We start from the raw sequence: 17,637 nt of genomic DNA, 5'->3' as shown, positions 1-17,637 counted from the left end.
TTCACTTCCGCTCCCCGCGGGTGAACGCGGCCCGCAGTTCCTCCTTCAGCGAGCGCTGGAAGGCCGTCAGCAGCGCCTGGAGCACCATCGGCTGCATATGGACCGAGAGGGACTTCATCGCCTGCACGCGCTCCGGGTCGGACTCCCGCTCCCGGTAGGGGTGCCACACCTCGTCCCGGAACAGCCGGGTCAGTTCATGGGCCGCTGACCGGGTGTGCTCCAGCAGGACCGTGCGCGCGGCCAGGATCGTCTCGTGCGCGATGGGCACGTCCAGGAGCTCCACCCCGAGCCGCAGCAGCCCCGGGTCCACGCGCAAGGGCCCCTCGGGTGTCGACGGGCGCTCCAGCACGCCCATGGCGGCGAGCCGGTCCACGTCCTGCGCGCTCAGGGGCCGGCCCGCGCGCCGTTCCAGCTCGGCACGCTCCATGTCCTCGGCGGAGTCCGGGGCCCAGGAGGCCACCAGAGCGCGGTGGATGGCGAGGTCCTTCGCGCTCAGATCCGGGGGCAGCTGCTGGAGATAGCGCTCGATCGCCGCGAGCGTCATGCCCTGGTGCTGGAGTTCCTCGATGAGGGCCAGCCGGGAGAGGTGGTCGTGCCCGTAGTGCCCCACGCGCCGGGGCCCGATCACCGGGGGCGGCAGCAGGCCCTTGGTGCTGTAGAAGCGCACGGTGCGCACGGTGACTCCCGCGCGCGCCGCCAGTTCGTCGACGGTCAGCGTCGGCTCTTCCGTCCCGGTCGCCATGTCCACTCCTCGTTGCCGTGGCACTACTGCTTCCGTGCCGCTGTGCCGGTGCTCGTACCTGTGTCTGTCCCTGTGCACCAATCAGGTGCAACAGTATTGCTGTCTCACCACTGTTGTGAAAGTGTCCGGCAGCATCGAAGCGCAGTCTTACCCCCGGTACGGACCGCATGGGTCCGGCCGAACGGACAGGAGGCGGCCGTGACCACGATCCTGCGACTTCCCACCGAGCCCGAGCAACTCACACTCCCCGCCCTGCTGCTGCGCAACGCCGAGGACCACGGTGATCTTCCCGCCCTCTCCTGGCGTACGGCGACGGACGGCGGTGCCGGTGAGGGATGGACCACCCTCACCTGGCACCAGGTGCGCGGCGAGGCGGCCGTACTCGCCGCCGGCTACAGCTCCCTGGGGGTGCAGCGCGGCGAGCAGGTCCTCATGATGATGGGCAACCGGCCCGAACACTGGCTGAGCGACCTGGCCCTCACCCACCTCGGCGCCGTGCCCGTCACCGTGTACGGCACGTCGGCCCCCGGGCAGACCGCGCACATCGCCCGGCACAGCCGCGCCCGGCTCGCCGTGGTCGAGGGCGCCCGTGAACGGGAGCTCTGGGAGCCCTTGCTGGCGGACCCCACCGTGCCGCTGGAGAAGCTCGTCGTGGTGGAACCGGCGGACGCCGGGCCGCACACCTCGTACACCACGCTGCACGGGACGGGGGAGCGGCTGCGGAGCGAGGAGGCCTTCGACAAGGCCTGGCGGGAGACCCGTGCGGAGGACCCGCTGACGGTCGTCTACACCTCCGGGACCACCGGCGACCCGAAGGCCGTTCCGATCACCCACCGCAGCATGGTGGTCAACGCCCTGGCCCTGGACCAGGTGGTGGAACTGCCCGACCACGTCGAGCACATCTGCTATCTCCCCTTCGCCCACATCGCCGAGCGGATGCTGGGCATCTACCTGCCGGTCTTCCGCGCCTCGCACGTCCATCTCTGCGCGGACACCGCTGCCGTGGCCGCCACCGCACGCTCCCTGCACCCCGCCCAGTTCTTCGGGGTGCCCCGCGTGTGGGAGAAGCTCGCCGCGTCCGTGCGGGCGGCCCTGGCGACGCTGCCGGAGGACCGGCGGGCCGCCATCGAGGAGGCGGGCGCGACGGCCCGTGAGCACGTCTCCTACCGGGAGCGGGGCGAGCAGCCGCCCGCCGAGCTGGAGGCGGCGTACCGGCGGGCCAAGGAGACCGTCCTGGACCCCGTGCTCTCCCTGGCGGGCTTCGAACGCCTGGTGTGGACGGCCAGCGCCTCCGCGCCGATGCCGCTCGACGTGGTGCGCTTCTGGGCGGGCTTCGGCATCGTCATCATGGACGCCTGGGGCCTCACCGAGACCGTCGGCGTGTTCACCACCAACAGCCCGTCGGCCTTCCGGCTCGGATCGGTCGGACGCCCGCTGGCCGGGCTGGAACTCAGGATCGCGCAGGACGGTGAGATCTGCGTCCGGGGGGAGACCGTCTTCGCGGGCTACCTGCGCGCCGACGGGACCGTGGACGGGGCGCTCGACGAGGACGGCTGGTTCCCGACCGGGGACATCGGCAGGGTCGACGACGACGGCTATCTGTGGCTCACCGACCGCAAGAAGGAAATGATCATCACTTCGACGGGGAAGAACGTCTCGCCGGCGCTCGTCGAGAACACCCTCAAGGAACACCCTCTGATCGGCCAGGCCCTCGTCCACGGGGACGGACGCTCCTACCTGGTGGCCCTGCTCGTGATCGACACGGAGATGGCACCGGTCTGGGCGGCGGCCCGCGGCATCGAGGGCGACCCGGCCACCCACCCCGAGGTCCACGCGGAGATCGCACGCGCCGTGGAGGCCGCCAACGCCCGGCTGAACCGCACCGAGCAGATCAAGCGCTACCGGCTGCTGACGCGGGAGTGGGGCCCGGAGACCGGAGAGCTCACGCCCTCTCTGAAGCTCCGCCGGCGCGTGATCCGCGACCAGTACGGCGAGGTCCTCGACGCGCTGTACGCGGAGGGCGGGGCCTGAGCGAACGGCCCCTTGTCGGTGGTGCCTTGTACGGTGAGGACATGCCGGGGATCACGTATGTACGGGGGGACGCCACCGCGCCGCAGGGGAAGGGCGTCAAGCTGATCGTGCACGTCTGCAACGACCTGGGCGGCTGGGGCAAGGGCTTCGTCCTCGCCCTGTCCCGCCGCTGGCCCGAGCCCGAAGCCGCCTACCGCCGCTGGCACCGCGAGCGCGCGGGTAACGACTTCGGGCTGGGGGCCGTGCAGTTCGTCCAGGTGTCCCCGTACGTCTGGGTGGCGAACATGGTGGGCCAGCGGGGGATGCGCACCGGCAGCAAGGGCGTGCCCGTGCGCTACGAGGCGATCGACGAGGGCCTGCGCAAGGTGGCGGTGCGAGCCGCCGAGCTCGGTGCCTCGGCGCACATGCCGAGGATCGGCTGCGGGCTGGCGGGCGGCAGCTGGTCCAGGATCGAACCCCTCGTCACCGAGCGGCTGGTGAAGGCCGGCGTCGAGGTGACGGTCTACGACCACGACTGACTGAGGGCGGTGCCGTCGAGCTGACCGGCCCCGACCGGCCTGGTGGCGCGCGCCTCACCGGCGGCGCCGCTTCCGGGGCCGTCCCACGGCACGCCCCGGAAGCCGACGGACGGTGTCTCCTCAGAGGCCGTAGCTCTTGCCGATGATGTCGCGCTGGATCTCGCTCGTGCCGCCGTACACCGTCGACACGACCGCCGCCCGCAGGTGGCGCTCCATGTCGTACTCGGTGGCGTAGCCGTAACCGCCCATCATCTGCATGCCCTCCAGCGCCGCGTTCCGGGCCGTCTCGGTCGCCTTGAGCTTGGCCATGGACGCCTCACGGGGGAACAGCCTGTCCGGCTCGGCGTCGCAGGCCGCCGCCACGTCGAAGACCAGCAGGCGGGCGCACTCGATCTCCGTGGCCAGGTCGGCCAGCCGGTGCCGCAGCGCCTGGAACGACCCGACCGGGCGGCCGAACTGCTCACGCCCCCGCACGTAGGCGACGGTGTCCTCCAGGATCCGCTCCGCCAGCCCCAGCATGTTCGCGGCGAGGAAGAGCCGCTCCGCGTTGAGCCCGGCCATCAGCTGGGTCCAGGCACGGTCGGCCGTGCCCACCACGGCGTCGGCGGGCAGCCGGACATCGGTGAAGAAGACGTCGTTGACCTCGCGCCCGCCCATCGTCTCGATGGGCCGGATCTCGATCCCCGGTGTGTTGGCCGGGACATGGAACATGGTCAGCCCGTCGTGCTTCGCTCCGCCCGTGCCGGTCCTCGCCACCAGCAGGATGTGCTCCGCCAGATGCGCGTTGGAGATCCACGTCTTGTGGCCGTCGACCAGCCAGCCACCGTCCTCCGCGCGCTCGGCCCGGCAGCGCAGCGCCGCCACGTCGGATCCGGCCCCGGGCTCCGACATCGCGATGGAGAGCACCTGTCCGGCCACCGCGCCACCGACCGCGGCCTTGCACTGCTCCTCGCTGCCGAAGCGCTCATAGGCCTTCGCCGTGATCACGGAGGTGATGAAACCTCCCGCCGGCACCAGGCCGCGGGCCGTCTCCCGCAGGAACAGGCAGGCGTCCGTCATCCCGCCGCCCGCGCCTCCGTACGCTTCGGGCAGGCACACCCCGAGCCAGCCGAGCTCGGCCATCCGGGCGTAGAGCGAGGGGGCGTGCGGCCCGCCCGTCTCCGCGGCCAGGGCATCGCGCTGCTCCCGGGTACCGCACTCGCGCCGGGCGAAGTCGCGCAGCGCCGTGACGAACGCCTGCTGTTCGGCGGAGGCGGACCGGGGAAGGGCATGGCTGACGGACATGGATGACCTCCGGAAGGGAAAAGTGACAAGGAGTTACAAAGAAACGGGTTAGGTAACACTGTTGCGGTGTCGATAGTGTGGGGTCGTCACGGCGGACGGGGAGGGCCCATGGCTGCACGGAACAGCGACGATTCACTGATGGCCAGGGCGCTCGTCGAGGAGCCGCCCACCGACGCGTTGAGCGAACAGATCCTGGACGCGGCGCGCGAGCAGTTCATGACCTTCGGGCTGCGCCGCTCGACCGTCGATGACGTCGCCAAGCGCGCCAAGGTCTCCAGGGTCACGGTGTACCGCCGCATCGGCAACAAGGACAGCCTTGTCTCGGCGTGCCTGCTGCGGGAGTACCGCAGATTCGTCGCGGACGTCGACGAGGCGGTGGCGGCGCTGCCCACCATGGAGGACCGGCTCGTCGCCGGCTTCGTCACCGTACTCAAGCACATTCGCGAACATCCGCTGGTGGGCGGGCTGCTGAGGCTGGAGCCCGAGATCATGCTCCCCTTCCTCACCCTGGAGAGCGGGCCGGCCTTCCTCGCGATGCGTGGATATCTGGCCGGCCGGCTGCGCCACGCCCAGCGCCTGGAAGGACGGCCCGAGACGGATCCGACACCGGTCGCCGAGCTGATGGTGCGGATCACGGTCTCCTTCCTCCTCAATCCGCTGAGCTGCTTCGAACTGGACGACGACGAGCAGGTGCGCGCCTTCGCCCGCCGCTATCTGGTGCCTCTGCTCAGCGCCGCCTGAACGCGGTCACCGGGCGGAGCCGGTCAGAAGCGGGCGTGCAGCTTCCGGCCGAGCTCGACCGCCCGGGCCACCTTCTCCCGGGGTGTGGAGAACGACGTCAGGTTCACCGCCGGCGCGAACCGCCGTACGGTGACGGAGCGGGGCGCCGCGAAGGACCTCAGCCCCTCCTCGCCGTGGATGCGTCCGTACCCGGACTCACCGGCGCCGCCGAACGGCAGCGAGGGGATCGCGGCGAAACCGAGCACCGAGTTCACCGACACCGCCCCGGAGTCCAGGCGTTCCGCCAGGGCCAGCCCCCTCGCACGGGAAGAGGTGAAGACCGCTGCGCCCAGCGAGTACGCCGAGGCGTTGGCCCGCTCCACGGCCTCGTCCATGTCCCGTACCGGATTCACCACGACGACCGGGCCGAAGGTCTCCTCGGTCACGGCCGGCGAATCCTCCGGCACGCCCGCCAGTACCACCGGCCCGAGCACGCGGTCCCGCAGGGAGTCGGGCCCGCCCAGCACGGCCCGGCCGCCGTCCATCAGGGCCTGCTTCACATGGCGTTCCACCACGTCCAGCTGGGACGGCAGGGTGAGCGGACCGTAGGCCTCGCCGTGCGGCAGCGCCTGCGCGCGGCTCCTGATCCTGGCACACAGGGCCTCGTGCACCGAGGCCACCGCGTACACCCGCTCCACGCCCGCGCAGGTCTGTCCCGCGTTGCTCATCGCGCCCCAGACGATCGCGTCGGCCGCGGCGTCCAGATCTGCGTCGGCCGCGACCAGCACCGCGTCCTTGCCCCCGCACTCGGCGAGCAGAGGAGTGAGCGTGGCCGCGCAGGACGCCGCGACCTTGCGGGCGGTGCCGGGCGAGCCGGTGAAGGCGACCTTGTCCACGCCCGACGGTCCCTCCGCACCCGCCAGTGCCGCCCCCGTGGACCCCGGGCCGGTGACCGTGGCCAGCAGGTCCGCGTGGCCGGGGACGGCTTCCGCGAAGCTCCTGGCCAGCAGAGTGCCCACCCCTGGCGTGAGTTCGGACGGCTTGAACACCACGGCGTTGCCCGCGGCGAGGGCGTAACCGATGGACCCCATCGGCGTGTACAGCGGGTAGTTCCACGGTCCGATCACGCCGATCACACCGAGCGGGCGGTAGGCCAGCCGGGCCTGCTGATGGACCGACAGCAGACCGGACCGCACCCGGCGCGGACCCAGGACCCGGCGGGCGTTGCGTGCCGCCCAGTCCAGATGGACCAGCGTCAGCAGCACCTCGGAGCGGGCATCGAGCGCCGGCTTCCCGGTCTCGGCCGCGATCACCTCGGCGAACTCGTCCGTGCGCCGGGCCAGGGCGCGCTTCCAGAGGAGCAGCGCGTCCCGCCGCTCGCGCGCCCCCAGCGCCGCCCAGACCCTGCCCGCCTCCCGGCCCCGCGCCACCGTGGCGCGGATGTCGTCGAGGCCGTGCACAGGGCTGTCCGTACGCGTCGTCATGAGGTCTCCATGGGCAGAGGTTCCAGGGGGCGGCTCTGCGCCCAGTGCGGTCCGAGGTCGTCGAGCTGGTAACCGAAGGGGTAACTGCGCGGGCGGGGCCGGGAGGGCAGCCGGCGAGGGCGGGCCGGAAGCAACCTGACGCCGAACGACCGGGCGCGTAACAGCCGTGCGGCAACCGACCGAGCCCAGCGGGGCTGGACGGGGAAGCCGAGTGCGTTCAGCAGCGGCTCGTCCAGCAGCGCCAGGGTGAACCGCGCGACCAGGGGACGCAGCGGGGCCGGGTACCAGGAGGCCATGACCCGGAAGGTGGCGTTGGCGACACGGCGGTTGGCCGGGTCGTAGGCGAACATCCGGTCCTCGTAGGAGTCGAGCAGCTTCTCGAAGTCCTCGTAGGTTCCGGGAGCGCCCTCGATGCCCATCATGTCGGCCATCCGCCGTCCCACCTCAGCGAGCGCCGCCGTCTCCTGGTGGCACAGGGGGCGCCACCCGAAGCGGTCTATCCACCGCTTCGGGCCGACGACCGTGGTGGCCAGCACGTAGAGGTAGTCCTCGTTCGGGATGCGGTACTTGCCGTGGATGCGGTTGAGGTGCCGGGCGGCGGCCCTGGCGCGCTCAGAGTCGAAGCCGTCGGCGGCCATCTCGTATCCGAACAGGACCGTGTCGTCGTAGCGTTTCTGACCGTTGCGCTCGAACTCCTGGGTGCGGTCGAGCAGTACGGAGATCCTCGGGACCCCGTAGTCGCGCAGGAAGGCGACACTGATGCCCTGCCGGTAGTCCCACGGAAACTCGTACTGCGACATCAGCCGGAGAATCTCGGCGCAGTCGCGGGCGGGATCCATCCGGCGGATCTCGCGCAGGCGGCTGTAGCGGCCCATTCGTGCAACCTCCTCGGTGGTCGGAGCCGTGCAGGTACGGGGCCCGCGGTGAGGCCGGACGAAGCGGACGCCCCGGGGGCGTCCGCGAGGACCTGACCCGCCTCGACGGGCTTCGCGGTGAGCCGGGGGAGCCGGACCGCGCCGTGCGGATTCGCGCCGACGTCGGTCACGGCGGTCCGGGCGGACGCCGTGACGCAGCGGCGGTTTCGGCCGTGCGGGGGTTCAACTCGGCTGTCATGTAGGGCCTGTGACGGTCACTCTCCCCGTTGAGAGTCAAAGTTACAAATACTATTGACTTGTTTCACGTGCACGTCAACACTGCTGACACGGATTCGAGGAAGGGGGCCCGCGGATGGGCGAGGGCGACCGGCCACGCTCCGCCAGGGCGACGCATACTGGAACACAAGGGCCCGGCACCGGCCCGAGCACCTGCCGCACCCTGGGAGCGACCGCATGACCAGCGCAGGCGAACCCGTACCGCCCCCGCCCGGCGGCGTCCTGTGGAGCCTGGCGGGTGACGTCCGCGGTCTGCTGATGCTGCCCGCCGCCCTCACCCTGCAGGTCGCCCATCCGGCGGTCGGAGCGGGCGTCGACGACCACTCGGTCTTCCGCACGGACCCGTGGGGGCGCGGGGAGAGGTCCCTCAGCTCGCTCCAGCTCTGGGTGTACGGCGGTGAGGCCGCGGCCGAGGAGGGGCGCAGGCTCAGGAAGCTGCACCGCAATATCCAGGGCACCGACACACGTGGCCGCCGCTACCACGCCCTCACCCCGGCGAACTACGCGTGGGTGCACGCCACCGGTTTCCCCGTCTACCGGCACGCCTCCCGCTATCTGGTCCGCCCGCTCACCGAGGGCCAGGAGCGCGCCCTGTACCGCGAGTGGCTCCAGGTCGGCCGGGTCCTGGGCATCCACGACCGGGACATGCCGCAGACGATCGAGGAGTTCTGGCCGTACTACCGGAAGATGCTGGCCGAGGAGGTGGAGGCGACCGTCGTCGTGCGGGAACTGGTCGCGGCCGACGCGCCCGTGCCGCCGCCCGACCGCGGCCCGCTGCCGCTGCGGCTGCTCCTGCGGGCGCTGTGGCCGGTGCTGCTTCCGCCGCTGGCGCGCTTCCGCAGCTTCATCACCGTCGGGCTGATGCCTCCCGACGCTCGTGCGGCCATCGGGCTGGACTGGACTCCGGAGCAGGAGCGGCGCCTGCGGCGCTTCGGCGCAGTGGTGCGGCGCGTCGTACCGGTGCTCCCGGAGCGGCTGCGCTATCTGCCCCGGGCCCGGTCGGCGCGGGCGGCCTGGCGGGCGGAGGGAGAGCGACCGGGCCGGGGTTCCGTACGGCCGGGGTGATCACCTCGTCGCCGGGCGCGAGGGGTGGGCGGAGGGCTCAGGGCGACGCCCGGCGGATCAGTTCCGCCGGGGTCATCACCCGGCACCCGGGCGCGAGGGGTGGGCGGGGGAGGTCAGGCCGACGCCCGGCGGATCAGTTCCGTCGGCGTGATCACCGACTCGGGCCAGGCGCCGGTGTCGCTGTTCAGCCGCTCCATCAGGAGCCGCACCATCAAGCGCCCCATGCCCTCCACGTCCTGGCGGACCGTGGTCAGCGGCGGTTCCGTGGCCTCCGCCACCGATTCCATGTCGTCGAAGCCCACCACGGCGACGTCCTCCGGAACCCGCACACCGCGCTCCCGCAGCACTCGCAGGGCGCCCGACGCCATCATGTCGTTGGACACGAAGACGGCGTCCAGATCGGGGTGGGCGGCCAGCAGCTCCGCCATGGCCCGGGCCCCGCCCTCCGTGGTGAAGTCGCCGTCGGCGACCAGCTCGGGCCCCGCCTCCGGGAGTGCGTCGTGATAGCCGTCGATCCGGTCGAGCGCCGAGGTCTGGTCGCGCGGGCCGGCGATGTGCGCGATGCGCCGCCGGCCGAGCGAGACGAGATGGCGCACGGCCTCGCGGGCGCCGCCTCGGTTGTCGCAGTCGACGTACGGAACCTGTGGCGCGTCCTCTGCGGCTGACGCGGTGTGCTCCGGGCGTCCCCCGTACACCGTGGGCACCCGGAACCGCCGGATGATGGCGGGAAGTTCGTCGTCGGTGTGCAGCGAGAAGGCCAGTACGCCGTCCACATGGCCACCGGCCAGATAGCGCGTGACGCGGTCGAAGTCGCCGCTGCCCTCGACCAGGAGCAGGACGAGCTGTGCGTCGTGCGCGTTGAGCTCGCGGCTGATCCCCCGGATCTGGCGCGAAAAGAACGGGTCGGAGAAGATCCTGAACTCCGGCTCGTCGATGATCACGGCCACCGCGCCGTTGCGCCGGGTCACCAGTGTCCGCGCCGCGTGGTTCGGAATGTAGCCGAGCTCGTCCACCGCCTCCCGCACCCGTTCCACCAGGGGCAGGCGCACGCCCGCCCCGCCGTTGACGACGCGGGACGCCGTGGCCCGGGACACGCCGGCCCGGGCCGCCACGGCCTCCAGGGTCGGCCGGGCGTCACGCTGCGGATCGGAGGTCGGGTCGGGCAAGGGTCGCTCCTCGTACACGCGCGCCCCGGTGGGGAACGGCTTGAACTGGCGGGTCCGGCACGCACGAACCGGCGGGTTCGGCACGAACGCCGTCAGCCTAACCGCCTGGTCCGGGCGGCACTCCGGGAGATCAGCCAGAGGTCCGTGCCATACCGGGTCATAAACGGTCAAGGTGCAACAGCTTGTTGGTCCCGGACGATGCACTCCCCGTGTGGTACTGCCTACGGAGAGCGAAATTTCGCAAGGGTGAAAGGTGCCATCTGTGTCACAAGACGAGCAGGGTCCGGGCGGGCGGGGGGACTATCTCCCGGTCACGGCCGATCTACCCGCCGAGCCGCCCCACGGCCGGCGCCCCACGACCGACCGGGTGGTCTTCGGCGTCACGGCGGTGCTCACCGTCGCCTTCGTGGTCTGGGGCTCCACGGCCACCGGTTCGCTGGAGACCGTCTCCAACAAGCTGCTCAACGGCCTCATCCACAACGGTGGTTGGGCCTTCATGCTGGCGGCGTCCGGCTTCGTGGTCTTCGCCCTCTGGCTCGCGATCAGCCGCTACGGCAACATCTCGCTGGGGCAGGAGGGCGAGGAACCCGAATTCCGAACGGTCTCCTGGGTCGCGATGATGTTCAGCGCGGGCATGGGAATCGGTCTGATGTTCTACGGCGTGAGTGAGCCGCTGGCCCACTTCGTCGATCCGCCGCCCGGGACCCGGCCCGCGGACGCGGCCGAGGCGATGCAGACGGCGATGGCCACCACCCTCTTCCACTGGACGCTGCACCCCTGGGCGATCTACGCCGTCGTCGGTCTCGCCATCGCGTACAGCGCCTATCGCCGGCGCAGGCGGCAGACGATCAGCTCCGTCTTCGTACCGCTCATCGGTGAGAAGCGCGCGAACGGAACCCCCGGCCGGATCATCGACATCCTTGCGATCTTCGCGACGCTCTTCGGCTCCGCGGCCTCGCTCGGCCTCGGCGCGCTCCAGATCGGCAGCGGTTTCCAGGAGCTCAACTGGATGGAGAAGACCGGCACGGGCCTTCTGGTCGCGATCATCGCCGTGCTGACGGTCGCCTTCGTCGCCTCCGCCGTCTCCGGTGTCGAGAAGGGCATCCAGTGGCTGTCCAACATCAACATGGTGCTCGCCCTGATCCTGGTGGTCTTCGTCTTCATCGCGGGCCCCACCATCATCGTGCTCGACCTGCTGCCCACCTCGATCGCCGCGTACTTCGGTGATCTCGCCCAGCTCGCCGGGCGCACCGAGGCCACCGGGAAGGGCGAAGTGGCCGACTGGCTGGCCAGCTGGACGGTCTTCTACTGGGCGTGGTGGATCTCCTGGACGCCCTTCGTCGGCATGTTCATCGCCCGGATCAGCCGGGGGCGCACGATCCGCCAGTTCGTCGGCGGAGTGATCCTGGTCCCCAGCACGGTCAGCCTGGTCTGGTTCGCGGTCTTCGGCGGGTCGGCGATCAGGCTGGAGGAGGCGGGGCGGCTCAAGGACGTGGGGGACACCGCGGAGGCACAGCTCTTCGGCGTGCTGCAGGAGTTCCCGATCGCCACCGTCATGAGCATCCTGGTGATGGTCCTGGTCGGGATCTTCTTCGTCTCCGGAGCCGACGCCGCCTCGATCGTGATGGGCACGCTCTCCCAGAAGGGCGTCCTCGAACCCGCCAAGTGGGTCGTGATCTTCTGGGGTGTCGTCACCGGCGCCGTGGCGGCGGTCATGCTGCTCGTCGGCGACGGGCAGGGCGACGCGCTGGCGGGCCTGCAGAACCTGACCATCCTCGTGGCCGCGCCCTTCACCATCGTGATGATCGGGATGTGTGTCTCCCTGATGAGGGACCTGCGGCACGACCCCATGATCGTCCGCAGGGAGTTCGGTGTGGAGGCCGTCGAATCCGCGGTCATCGAGGGCCATGCCAAGTACGACGGGGACTTCGAGATCCGGATCGGCCCCGGCACGACGGAGGTCACCACCGACCGGCGCCACAAGGACGAGTCGTAGGACCGTCCGCCTCTGCGGCCCTGCCCACGGGCTGGGCCGCAGCCGGCACCCCGTGGCCGGCTGCTCGCACCCCGCGGCTCAGCCCACCAGCTGGGCCGCGGCCCGGGCACAGCCCCAGGCCACCGTCACCCCGGCGCCGCCGTGGCCGTAGTTGTGCACCAGCAGAGCGCCGCCCGGCAGCTCCTCCGCCTCGATGCGCACCCCCGTGTCGCGGGCCGGCCGCAGCCCCACCCGGTGGCCGATGACGCGGGCCCCGGCTATCTCCGGCCGCACCCGGGCGCAGCGCGCCACGATCTCCTCGGCCGTGCCGGGATCGGGCTCCGTGCGCGGATCGCCGACCTCGGCGGTCCCGCCCAGCACCAGCCCGCCCGGCTGCGGAAAGAAGTACGTCGTCCTGCTGGACGCCGGATCCGCCAGGGTGAACCACTCGTCGATGCCCGGATTCTCCACCACCACCAACTGGCCCCTGACCGGACGCACCCCGGCATCCGGGACCAGCTCGCGGGCGCCCAGACCGGTGCAGTTGACCACCACCGGCGCCTCGGCCGCCGCCTGGGCGAAGCGCCGTACCGTACGCCGCTCGACCGTACCCCCGGCCTCCGCCAGCAACTCCTCCAGCCGGCGCAGATGGACGGGCATGTCGATCAGCGGGAGGGTCACACGAAGCCCCTCGGCCACCTCGGCCGCCCCCTCCAGGGACCGGGCCCAGGGTCCCAGCGCGGCCAGCCGTTCGCCTCCGTGCACTCCGGCGACCATCCGCACACCGGACCGCGCAGGGTCGGCGGCCATGCGCTCGTACACCCGGAGGGATTCGAGCGACCACGCGCCGACCAGGGCCTCGGGCTCGATCCGGTACGGCCACCACAGGGCGCCCGCCACTGCCGAGGTGGTGCCCGATGCGGGGTCCCGGGACCAGACCCGCACCCGCAGACCGCGCTCCGCCAGCACCAGGGCCGTGGTCAGCCCGCTGATGCCACCGCCCACCACGATCACGTCCGCCACCGTGCTCACCCCTGTCTCCGCCATGACCCCGTGCCTGCAGGCCGCCGGGCAGGCCATGGTCGCACCGGGGAGCGGAGGCGGGACGGCCGCTCCCGTTCGTTAGGATCGGCACCCTGATGACTGCCACCCTCGTCGCCAAGGAACTCGCCGCCGGACACGGTGACCGCACCCTCTTCGCCGGACTCGACCTCGTTGTCGCGCCCGGAGACGTGATCGGTCTCGTGGGAGCCAACGGCGCCGGTAAATCCTCGCTGCTCCGCCTGCTCGCCGGACTCGACCGGCCCGAGGAGGGGGAGCTCCGGCTGTCCCCGCCCACCGCCACCGTCGGCCACCTCCCGCAGGAGCCCGAGCGCCGCGAGGGGGAGTCCGTACGGGAATTCCTCGCCCGCCGCACGGGGGTCGCCGAGGCCCAGACCGCGATGGACGCCGCGACCCAGGCCCTGGTCGAGGGAACCCCCGGTGCCGACGACGCCTACTCGGAGACCCTGGAGCGCTGGCTGGCCCTCGGCGGCGCCGACCTGGACGAGCGGGCCGAGGAGATCGCGGCCGACCTCGGCCTCACGGTCGGCCTCGACCTCCCGATGACCGCCCTCTCCGGCGGGCAGGCCGCGCGGGCGGGACTCGCCTCGCTGCTGCTGTCGCGCTACGACGTCTTCCTGCTCGACGAGCCCACCAACGACCTGGACCTCGACGGCCTGGAGCGCCTGGAGCGTTTCGTGTCCGGGCTGCGGGCCGGCACCGTGGTGGTCAGCCACGACCGCGAGTTCCTGATGCGTACGGTCACCAAGGTCCTGGAGCTCGATCTCGCCCAGCAGCAGATCAACCTCTACGGCGGCGGCTACGCCTCCTACCTGGAGGAGCGTGAGCGCGCGCGCACGCACGCCCGCGAGGAGTTCGAGGAGTACGCCGACAAGCGCTCCGCGCTCGAAGGGCGCGCCCAGATGCAGCGGGGCTGGATGGACAAGGGCGTCAAGAACGCCCGCCGCAAGGCCACCGACAACGACAAGATCGGCCGCAAGTTCCGCAGCGAGGCCAGCGAGAAGCAGGCCGCCAAGGCCAAGCAGACGCAGCGCATGATCGAGCGCCTCGACGTCGTCGAGGAACCCCGCAAGGAGTGGGAGCTGCGGATGGAGATCGCCTCCGCACCACGCTCCGGCTCCGTGGTGGCCACCCTGCGCGACGCCGCGGTCGTCCGGGGCGGCTTCTCGTTCGGCCCGGCCACCCTGCAGATCGACTGGGCCGACCGGGTCGCCATCACCGGCGCCAACGGTGCGGGCAAGTCCACGCTGCTCGCCGCCCTGCTCGGCAGGCTGCCGCTGGACACCGGCCACGCCTCGCTCGGATCGGGCGTCGTGGTGGGTGAGGTGGACCAGGCGCGCAAGCTGTTCCACGGTACGGAGAGTCTGCTGGACGCCTTCTGCGCCGCCGTCCCCGACACCGAGCCCGCCGAGGTGCGCACGCTGCTCGCCAAGTTCGGCCTGCGCGCGGCTCATGTGCTGCGGCCCGCGACCACTCTCTCGCCCGGCGAGCGCACCCGCGCCGGGCTCGCCCTGCTCCAGGGCAGGGGAGTCAATCTGCTGGTCCTGGACGAGCCGACCAACCACCTCGACCTGCCGGCCATCGAACAGCTGGAGTCGGCGCTGGAGGCGTACACCGGGACGCTGCTGCTGGTGACGCACGACCGGCGGATGCTGGAGGCGGTCCGCACCACGCGCCGCGTCGAGGTCGCCGACGGCAAGGTCACCGAGGCCGCCTGAGCGGGAAGGGCCCGCCCCTCCCGGCAGGGAGGGACGGGCCCGGACCGGCGCCCGGCGCCTCAGTCGACGTAGGTGATCTCGGACGAGGAGTAGATGCAGTTGGTGCCGTCGGCACCCGAGCCGATCTCACTCGGCTCCCCGCTCGTCGTGCCCTTGTACTTGGTGCAGATCTTCATGTCACGGTCTTCGTCCTCGTAGATCGTGACGTCCGAGATCCGGGCCGTGTCCCCGTAGTTGGTGTTGATGCCGACCAGGCTGGTCCCGGGGGCGGTCGCCCAGATGTTCTGCAGCTGGATGTGACGGGCGTTCTGCGTGGAGCAGTTGCCGCAGGAACGGACCAGCTTGCCGAAGTCGTCGACCTGGAAGTTCTTCACGACCAGGGTGCCGACGCCGTTGTGCTGGAACACCTTGTCGTCGGCCAGCTTCGCGCCGCCGCCGTCGATTGTGCGGACCGTCGAGGAGGAGCCGCCGCGGAAGGTGGCGGCGTCCTCGCCCACGTCCTCCCACCAGACGTTCTTGATCGTGCAGGTGCCCGCGCAGTGCACACCGTCGGCGGCCGGAGCCCCGAGGATGACGTTCTGCAGGGTGGCGCCGTCCGCGAGCTTGATGATCGGGGGCTGGTCCTCGTCCTGGTCACCGCTGCCCAGGTCACCGCTGCCGTACAGGCGTTTCATGCCACCGTCGTACGTGCCCGAGACCTCGATGGTCGAGGAGACCGCCTGGCTGCCGTTGGCGGTCGGCCACGAAGGCCGGTCCGTGGGCGGGTCGGTCGGATCGGTGGGCGGGTCGGTCGGATCCGTCGGCGGGTCCGTGGGGACGGTGCCCGACGCAGTGAAGGTCCAGCTCTTGCTGGCCACCGAGTCGCAGGAGTTCTGCTGCACCAGGGCGCCGGCGGCGGACGAACTGTCCTTGACGTTCAGGCACTTGCCGCCGTTGCTGTTGACGACCCGGTAGGTGCTGCCGCTGACCGACGTCAGGGTCCACACCTGCGTGGCCGAGCCGGCGCAGTTCTGCTGCTCCACGGCCTTGCCGGCGCTGGTGGACGCGTCCCGCACACCCGCGCACTTGGCGCTGTGCGCGGCGGTCAGCGTGTAGCCGCTGCCCGAGGCGGTGAGCTTCCAGGTCTGGTTCGCGGCTCCGGTGCAGGCGCGCTGGGCGAGCTGCGTGCCCGCGGAGGTGCCGGAGCCCGGGACCTCCAGACACAGACCGCTGGCAGCGTTCGCCAGTCTGTACGAGCCCGCAGCGGGGGCTGCGGAGGCCGAGCCGGTCGCGAAGAGGGCCGTGAGGCCCGCCGCGAGCAGTGAAACCACGGCGACAAGGGTGGCGGCAGCACGGCCGCCACGCCTTCTGACGTGCTGATTCTCAGTGCGCACTGGCTATTCCTTTCACCGCCTGCGGCGTCCTCCGCAGGCACCTGTCGGGGTTTGGTGCGGTGGTGAAGGCCGGTACCCGGCCACGGAACAAGATTCAGTAGGGTGAACCAAGTTCGTGTATGCGAACAGCGGTGACGGTACGACACGCACTGGGAGCGGTCAATAAGTTGAGCCGAAGGATCAGTCGGCCGACTGGTCCGGGGGCGCGGTCGAGTCCCTGACGACCAGTGAGGTCGTCAGCGTGCTCTGCGCGGTGGCGGGAGCGGGCTCCGCGCTCTCCAGGGCCTGGATCAGCAGGTCGATCGCCGTACGGCCGGCCGGAGCCGTGGGCATCGCGATCGTGGTGAGCCGTGGCCGGTTCAGGCGCCCGGCCACGGTGTCGTCCACGCCGATCACGCTGATGTCGCCCGGGACCCACACCCTGCGCTCGTCCAGGCCTTCGATGAGGCCGATGGCGACCAGGTCGTTGTAGCAGATCACGCCCGTGGCGCCGGTCCTGAGTACCTCGGCGGTCGCCGCGATGCCGCCCTGTTCCGTCGGCGCGTTGGGGCCGAGCACGTCGAGCCGGATGCCCGCGTCCGACGCGGCCTTCCCGGCGGCCCGGCGCATCTGCGCACTCGTCCACGAGCCGCGCGGACCGCAGACCAGAGCCAGATGTCCGTGCCCCAGCCCGGCCAGGTGGTCCACCGCCAGTGCGGCACCGTGGGCCACATCCATGAGCACGGCGGACAGCCCCGTGATCTGGCGGTTGACCAGGACGAAGGGCAGCTCCCCGCCCAGCCGGGCTATCACGTCGTCCGACAGCCGGGGGCTGACCAGGATGACCCCGTCCACCTGGCGGGCGAGCGTCTGGATCAGCTCCTCCTCGACCCGGACGTCCTCGTCGGTGTCGGCCACGAAGACCTGGTATCCGCGCACCCGTGCGTACGCCTGCGCCGCCTTGATGAGCGGCGGGAAGAAGGGGTTGGCGATGTCCGAGACGATCAGCCCGAGGTTCCGGGTGCGGCCGGTCGTCAGTGCCCGTGCGGACTCGTTGGGCCGGTACCCCAGCTCCTCGGCGGCGGCGAGAACCCGGTCCCTGGTCTCCTTCTTCACGAGAGAGGAGGCCGTCAGGGCGCGGGACGCGGTGGAGACATGGACCCCCGCGGCCTGTGCGACGTCACGGATGGTCATGGCCACGAACGCATCACCCTGTCCGCCCCGCCCGCATCCCTGCCGACCGGGCCGTCGTGGAGTTCTGCAACCGGTTGCCGGGCGGATCGGACATCAGGGAGCCGCGCGCACCGGGAACGGCGGGGCCGTCCGCCGGGCTGTAGGGGCCATCGGAAGTCCTCTCCTCCGGCAGAAT

Annotated in this window: 15 protein-coding genes and 1 pseudogene; 6 read left to right on the top strand and 10 right to left on the bottom strand. The window is 71.4% G+C overall.

Annotation, left to right across the window (positions count from 1 at the left end):
• Position 1 precedes the first annotated feature (1 nt).
• Both ACFYQ6_RS22745 and ACFYQ6_RS22740 read right to left on the bottom strand, forming a co-directional pair.
• Positions 2-742 (bottom strand): MerR family transcriptional regulator, encoded by a 741-nt coding sequence (locus ACFYQ6_RS22745; RefSeq protein WP_361585755.1) that lies wholly within the window; start codon positions 740-742, stop codon positions 2-4.
• Between the two features lie 104 nt (positions 743-846).
• Positions 847-1,008 carry a hypothetical protein gene (locus ACFYQ6_RS22740; RefSeq protein WP_356740539.1) on the bottom strand — a complete coding sequence of 54 codons (162 nt, stop codon included), beginning with the start codon at positions 1,006-1,008 and terminating at the stop codon, positions 847-849.
• Here ACFYQ6_RS22740 and ACFYQ6_RS22735 point away from each other — a divergent pair.
• Both ACFYQ6_RS22735 and ACFYQ6_RS22730 read left to right on the top strand, forming a co-directional pair.
• Positions 941-2,773: an AMP-dependent synthetase/ligase gene (locus tag ACFYQ6_RS22735; protein WP_361585758.1), complete on the top strand. Its 1,833-nt coding sequence runs from the start codon at positions 941-943 to the stop codon at positions 2,771-2,773. The genes ACFYQ6_RS22740 and ACFYQ6_RS22735 overlap by 68 nt on opposite strands.
• A 41-nt stretch (positions 2,774-2,814) precedes the next feature.
• Positions 2,815-3,291: a macro domain-containing protein gene (locus ACFYQ6_RS22730; protein ID WP_388764580.1), complete on the top strand. Its 477-nt coding sequence runs from the start codon at positions 2,815-2,817 to the stop codon at positions 3,289-3,291.
• Positions 3,292-3,411: 120 nt separating this feature from the next.
• Here ACFYQ6_RS22730 and ACFYQ6_RS22725 read toward each other — a convergent pair whose 3' ends face one another.
• A complete protein-coding gene (locus tag ACFYQ6_RS22725; RefSeq protein ID WP_361585764.1) occupies positions 3,412-4,575 on the bottom strand; it encodes an acyl-CoA dehydrogenase family protein in 1,164 nt (387 codons plus the stop codon).
• 138 nt (positions 4,576-4,713) lie between these two features.
• On the opposite strand from ACFYQ6_RS22725, the gene ACFYQ6_RS22720 reads away from it, so the two are divergent.
• Entirely contained in the window at positions 4,714-5,316 is a 603-nt protein-coding gene (locus ACFYQ6_RS22720; protein WP_388764886.1) for a TetR/AcrR family transcriptional regulator, read from the top strand.
• A gap of 23 nt (positions 5,317-5,339) precedes the next feature.
• Here the strand turns inward: ACFYQ6_RS22720 and ACFYQ6_RS22715 are convergent, their stop codons facing one another.
• Entirely contained in the window at positions 5,340-6,779 is a 1,440-nt protein-coding gene (locus ACFYQ6_RS22715) for an aldehyde dehydrogenase family protein (protein WP_388764578.1), read from the bottom strand.
• Positions 6,776-7,654 (bottom strand): oxygenase MpaB family protein, encoded by an 879-nt coding sequence (locus ACFYQ6_RS22710; RefSeq protein ID WP_361585773.1) that lies wholly within the window; start codon positions 7,652-7,654, stop codon positions 6,776-6,778. Before ACFYQ6_RS22710 ends, ACFYQ6_RS22715 begins: the two co-directional genes overlap by 4 nt.
• Before the next feature lie 453 nt (positions 7,655-8,107).
• Between ACFYQ6_RS22710 and ACFYQ6_RS22705 the strand changes: the two genes are divergently transcribed.
• On the top strand, positions 8,108-8,995 hold the full coding sequence (locus ACFYQ6_RS22705; RefSeq protein WP_388764575.1) for an oxygenase MpaB family protein: 888 nt from the start codon (positions 8,108-8,110) through the stop codon (positions 8,993-8,995).
• Between the two features lie 113 nt (positions 8,996-9,108).
• Here ACFYQ6_RS22705 and ACFYQ6_RS22700 read toward each other — a convergent pair whose 3' ends face one another.
• Positions 9,109-10,161, bottom strand: a complete 1,053-nt coding sequence (locus ACFYQ6_RS22700; RefSeq protein WP_361585779.1) for a LacI family DNA-binding transcriptional regulator — start codon at positions 10,159-10,161, stop codon at positions 9,109-9,111.
• Between the two features lie 262 nt (positions 10,162-10,423).
• Between ACFYQ6_RS22700 and ACFYQ6_RS22695 the strand changes: the two genes are divergently transcribed.
• Positions 10,424-12,157 (top strand): BCCT family transporter, encoded by a 1,734-nt coding sequence (locus ACFYQ6_RS22695; protein ID WP_361585782.1) that lies wholly within the window; start codon positions 10,424-10,426, stop codon positions 12,155-12,157.
• A 78-nt stretch (positions 12,158-12,235) separates the two neighbouring features.
• Here the strand turns inward: ACFYQ6_RS22695 and ACFYQ6_RS22690 are convergent, their stop codons facing one another.
• Positions 12,236-13,168 carry an FAD-dependent oxidoreductase gene (locus ACFYQ6_RS22690; RefSeq protein WP_388764884.1) on the bottom strand — a complete coding sequence of 311 codons (933 nt, stop codon included), beginning with the start codon at positions 13,166-13,168 and terminating at the stop codon, positions 12,236-12,238.
• A gap of 107 nt (positions 13,169-13,275) precedes the next feature.
• Here ACFYQ6_RS22690 and ACFYQ6_RS22685 point away from each other — a divergent pair, with 107 nt between their 5' ends.
• Complete coding sequence (locus ACFYQ6_RS22685) at positions 13,276-14,916, top strand: ABC-F family ATP-binding cassette domain-containing protein (protein WP_361585785.1); 1,641 nt, start codon at positions 13,276-13,278, stop codon at positions 14,914-14,916.
• A 59-nt stretch (positions 14,917-14,975) separates the two neighbouring features.
• On the opposite strand, the gene ACFYQ6_RS22680 is transcribed toward ACFYQ6_RS22685, so the two are convergent.
• The 3 genes and pseudogenes from ACFYQ6_RS22680 to ACFYQ6_RS22670 form a co-directional block, all read right to left on the bottom strand.
• Positions 14,976-15,773: a pectate lyase gene (locus ACFYQ6_RS22680; protein ID WP_388764883.1), complete on the bottom strand. Its 798-nt coding sequence runs from the start codon at positions 15,771-15,773 to the stop codon at positions 14,976-14,978.
• Positions 15,747-16,226, bottom strand: a pseudogene (locus ACFYQ6_RS22675) (RICIN domain-containing protein); the annotation flags it as partial. The pseudogene ACFYQ6_RS22675 and the gene ACFYQ6_RS22680, both read right to left, overlap by 27 nt.
• Positions 16,227-16,469: 243 nt before the next feature.
• Positions 16,470-17,462: a LacI family DNA-binding transcriptional regulator gene (locus ACFYQ6_RS22670; RefSeq protein WP_388764573.1), complete on the bottom strand. Its 993-nt coding sequence runs from the start codon at positions 17,460-17,462 to the stop codon at positions 16,470-16,472.
• Positions 17,463-17,637: the final 175 nt, after the last annotated feature.

The sequence above is a fragment of the Streptomyces sp. NPDC005494 genome, from assembly GCF_042872025.1.
Taxonomy (GTDB): Bacteria; Actinomycetota; Actinomycetes; order Streptomycetales; family Streptomycetaceae; genus Streptomyces.
The sequence above is the reverse complement of the archived record's forward strand: the minus strand, read 5'-3'. Positions and strand labels throughout refer to the sequence as shown.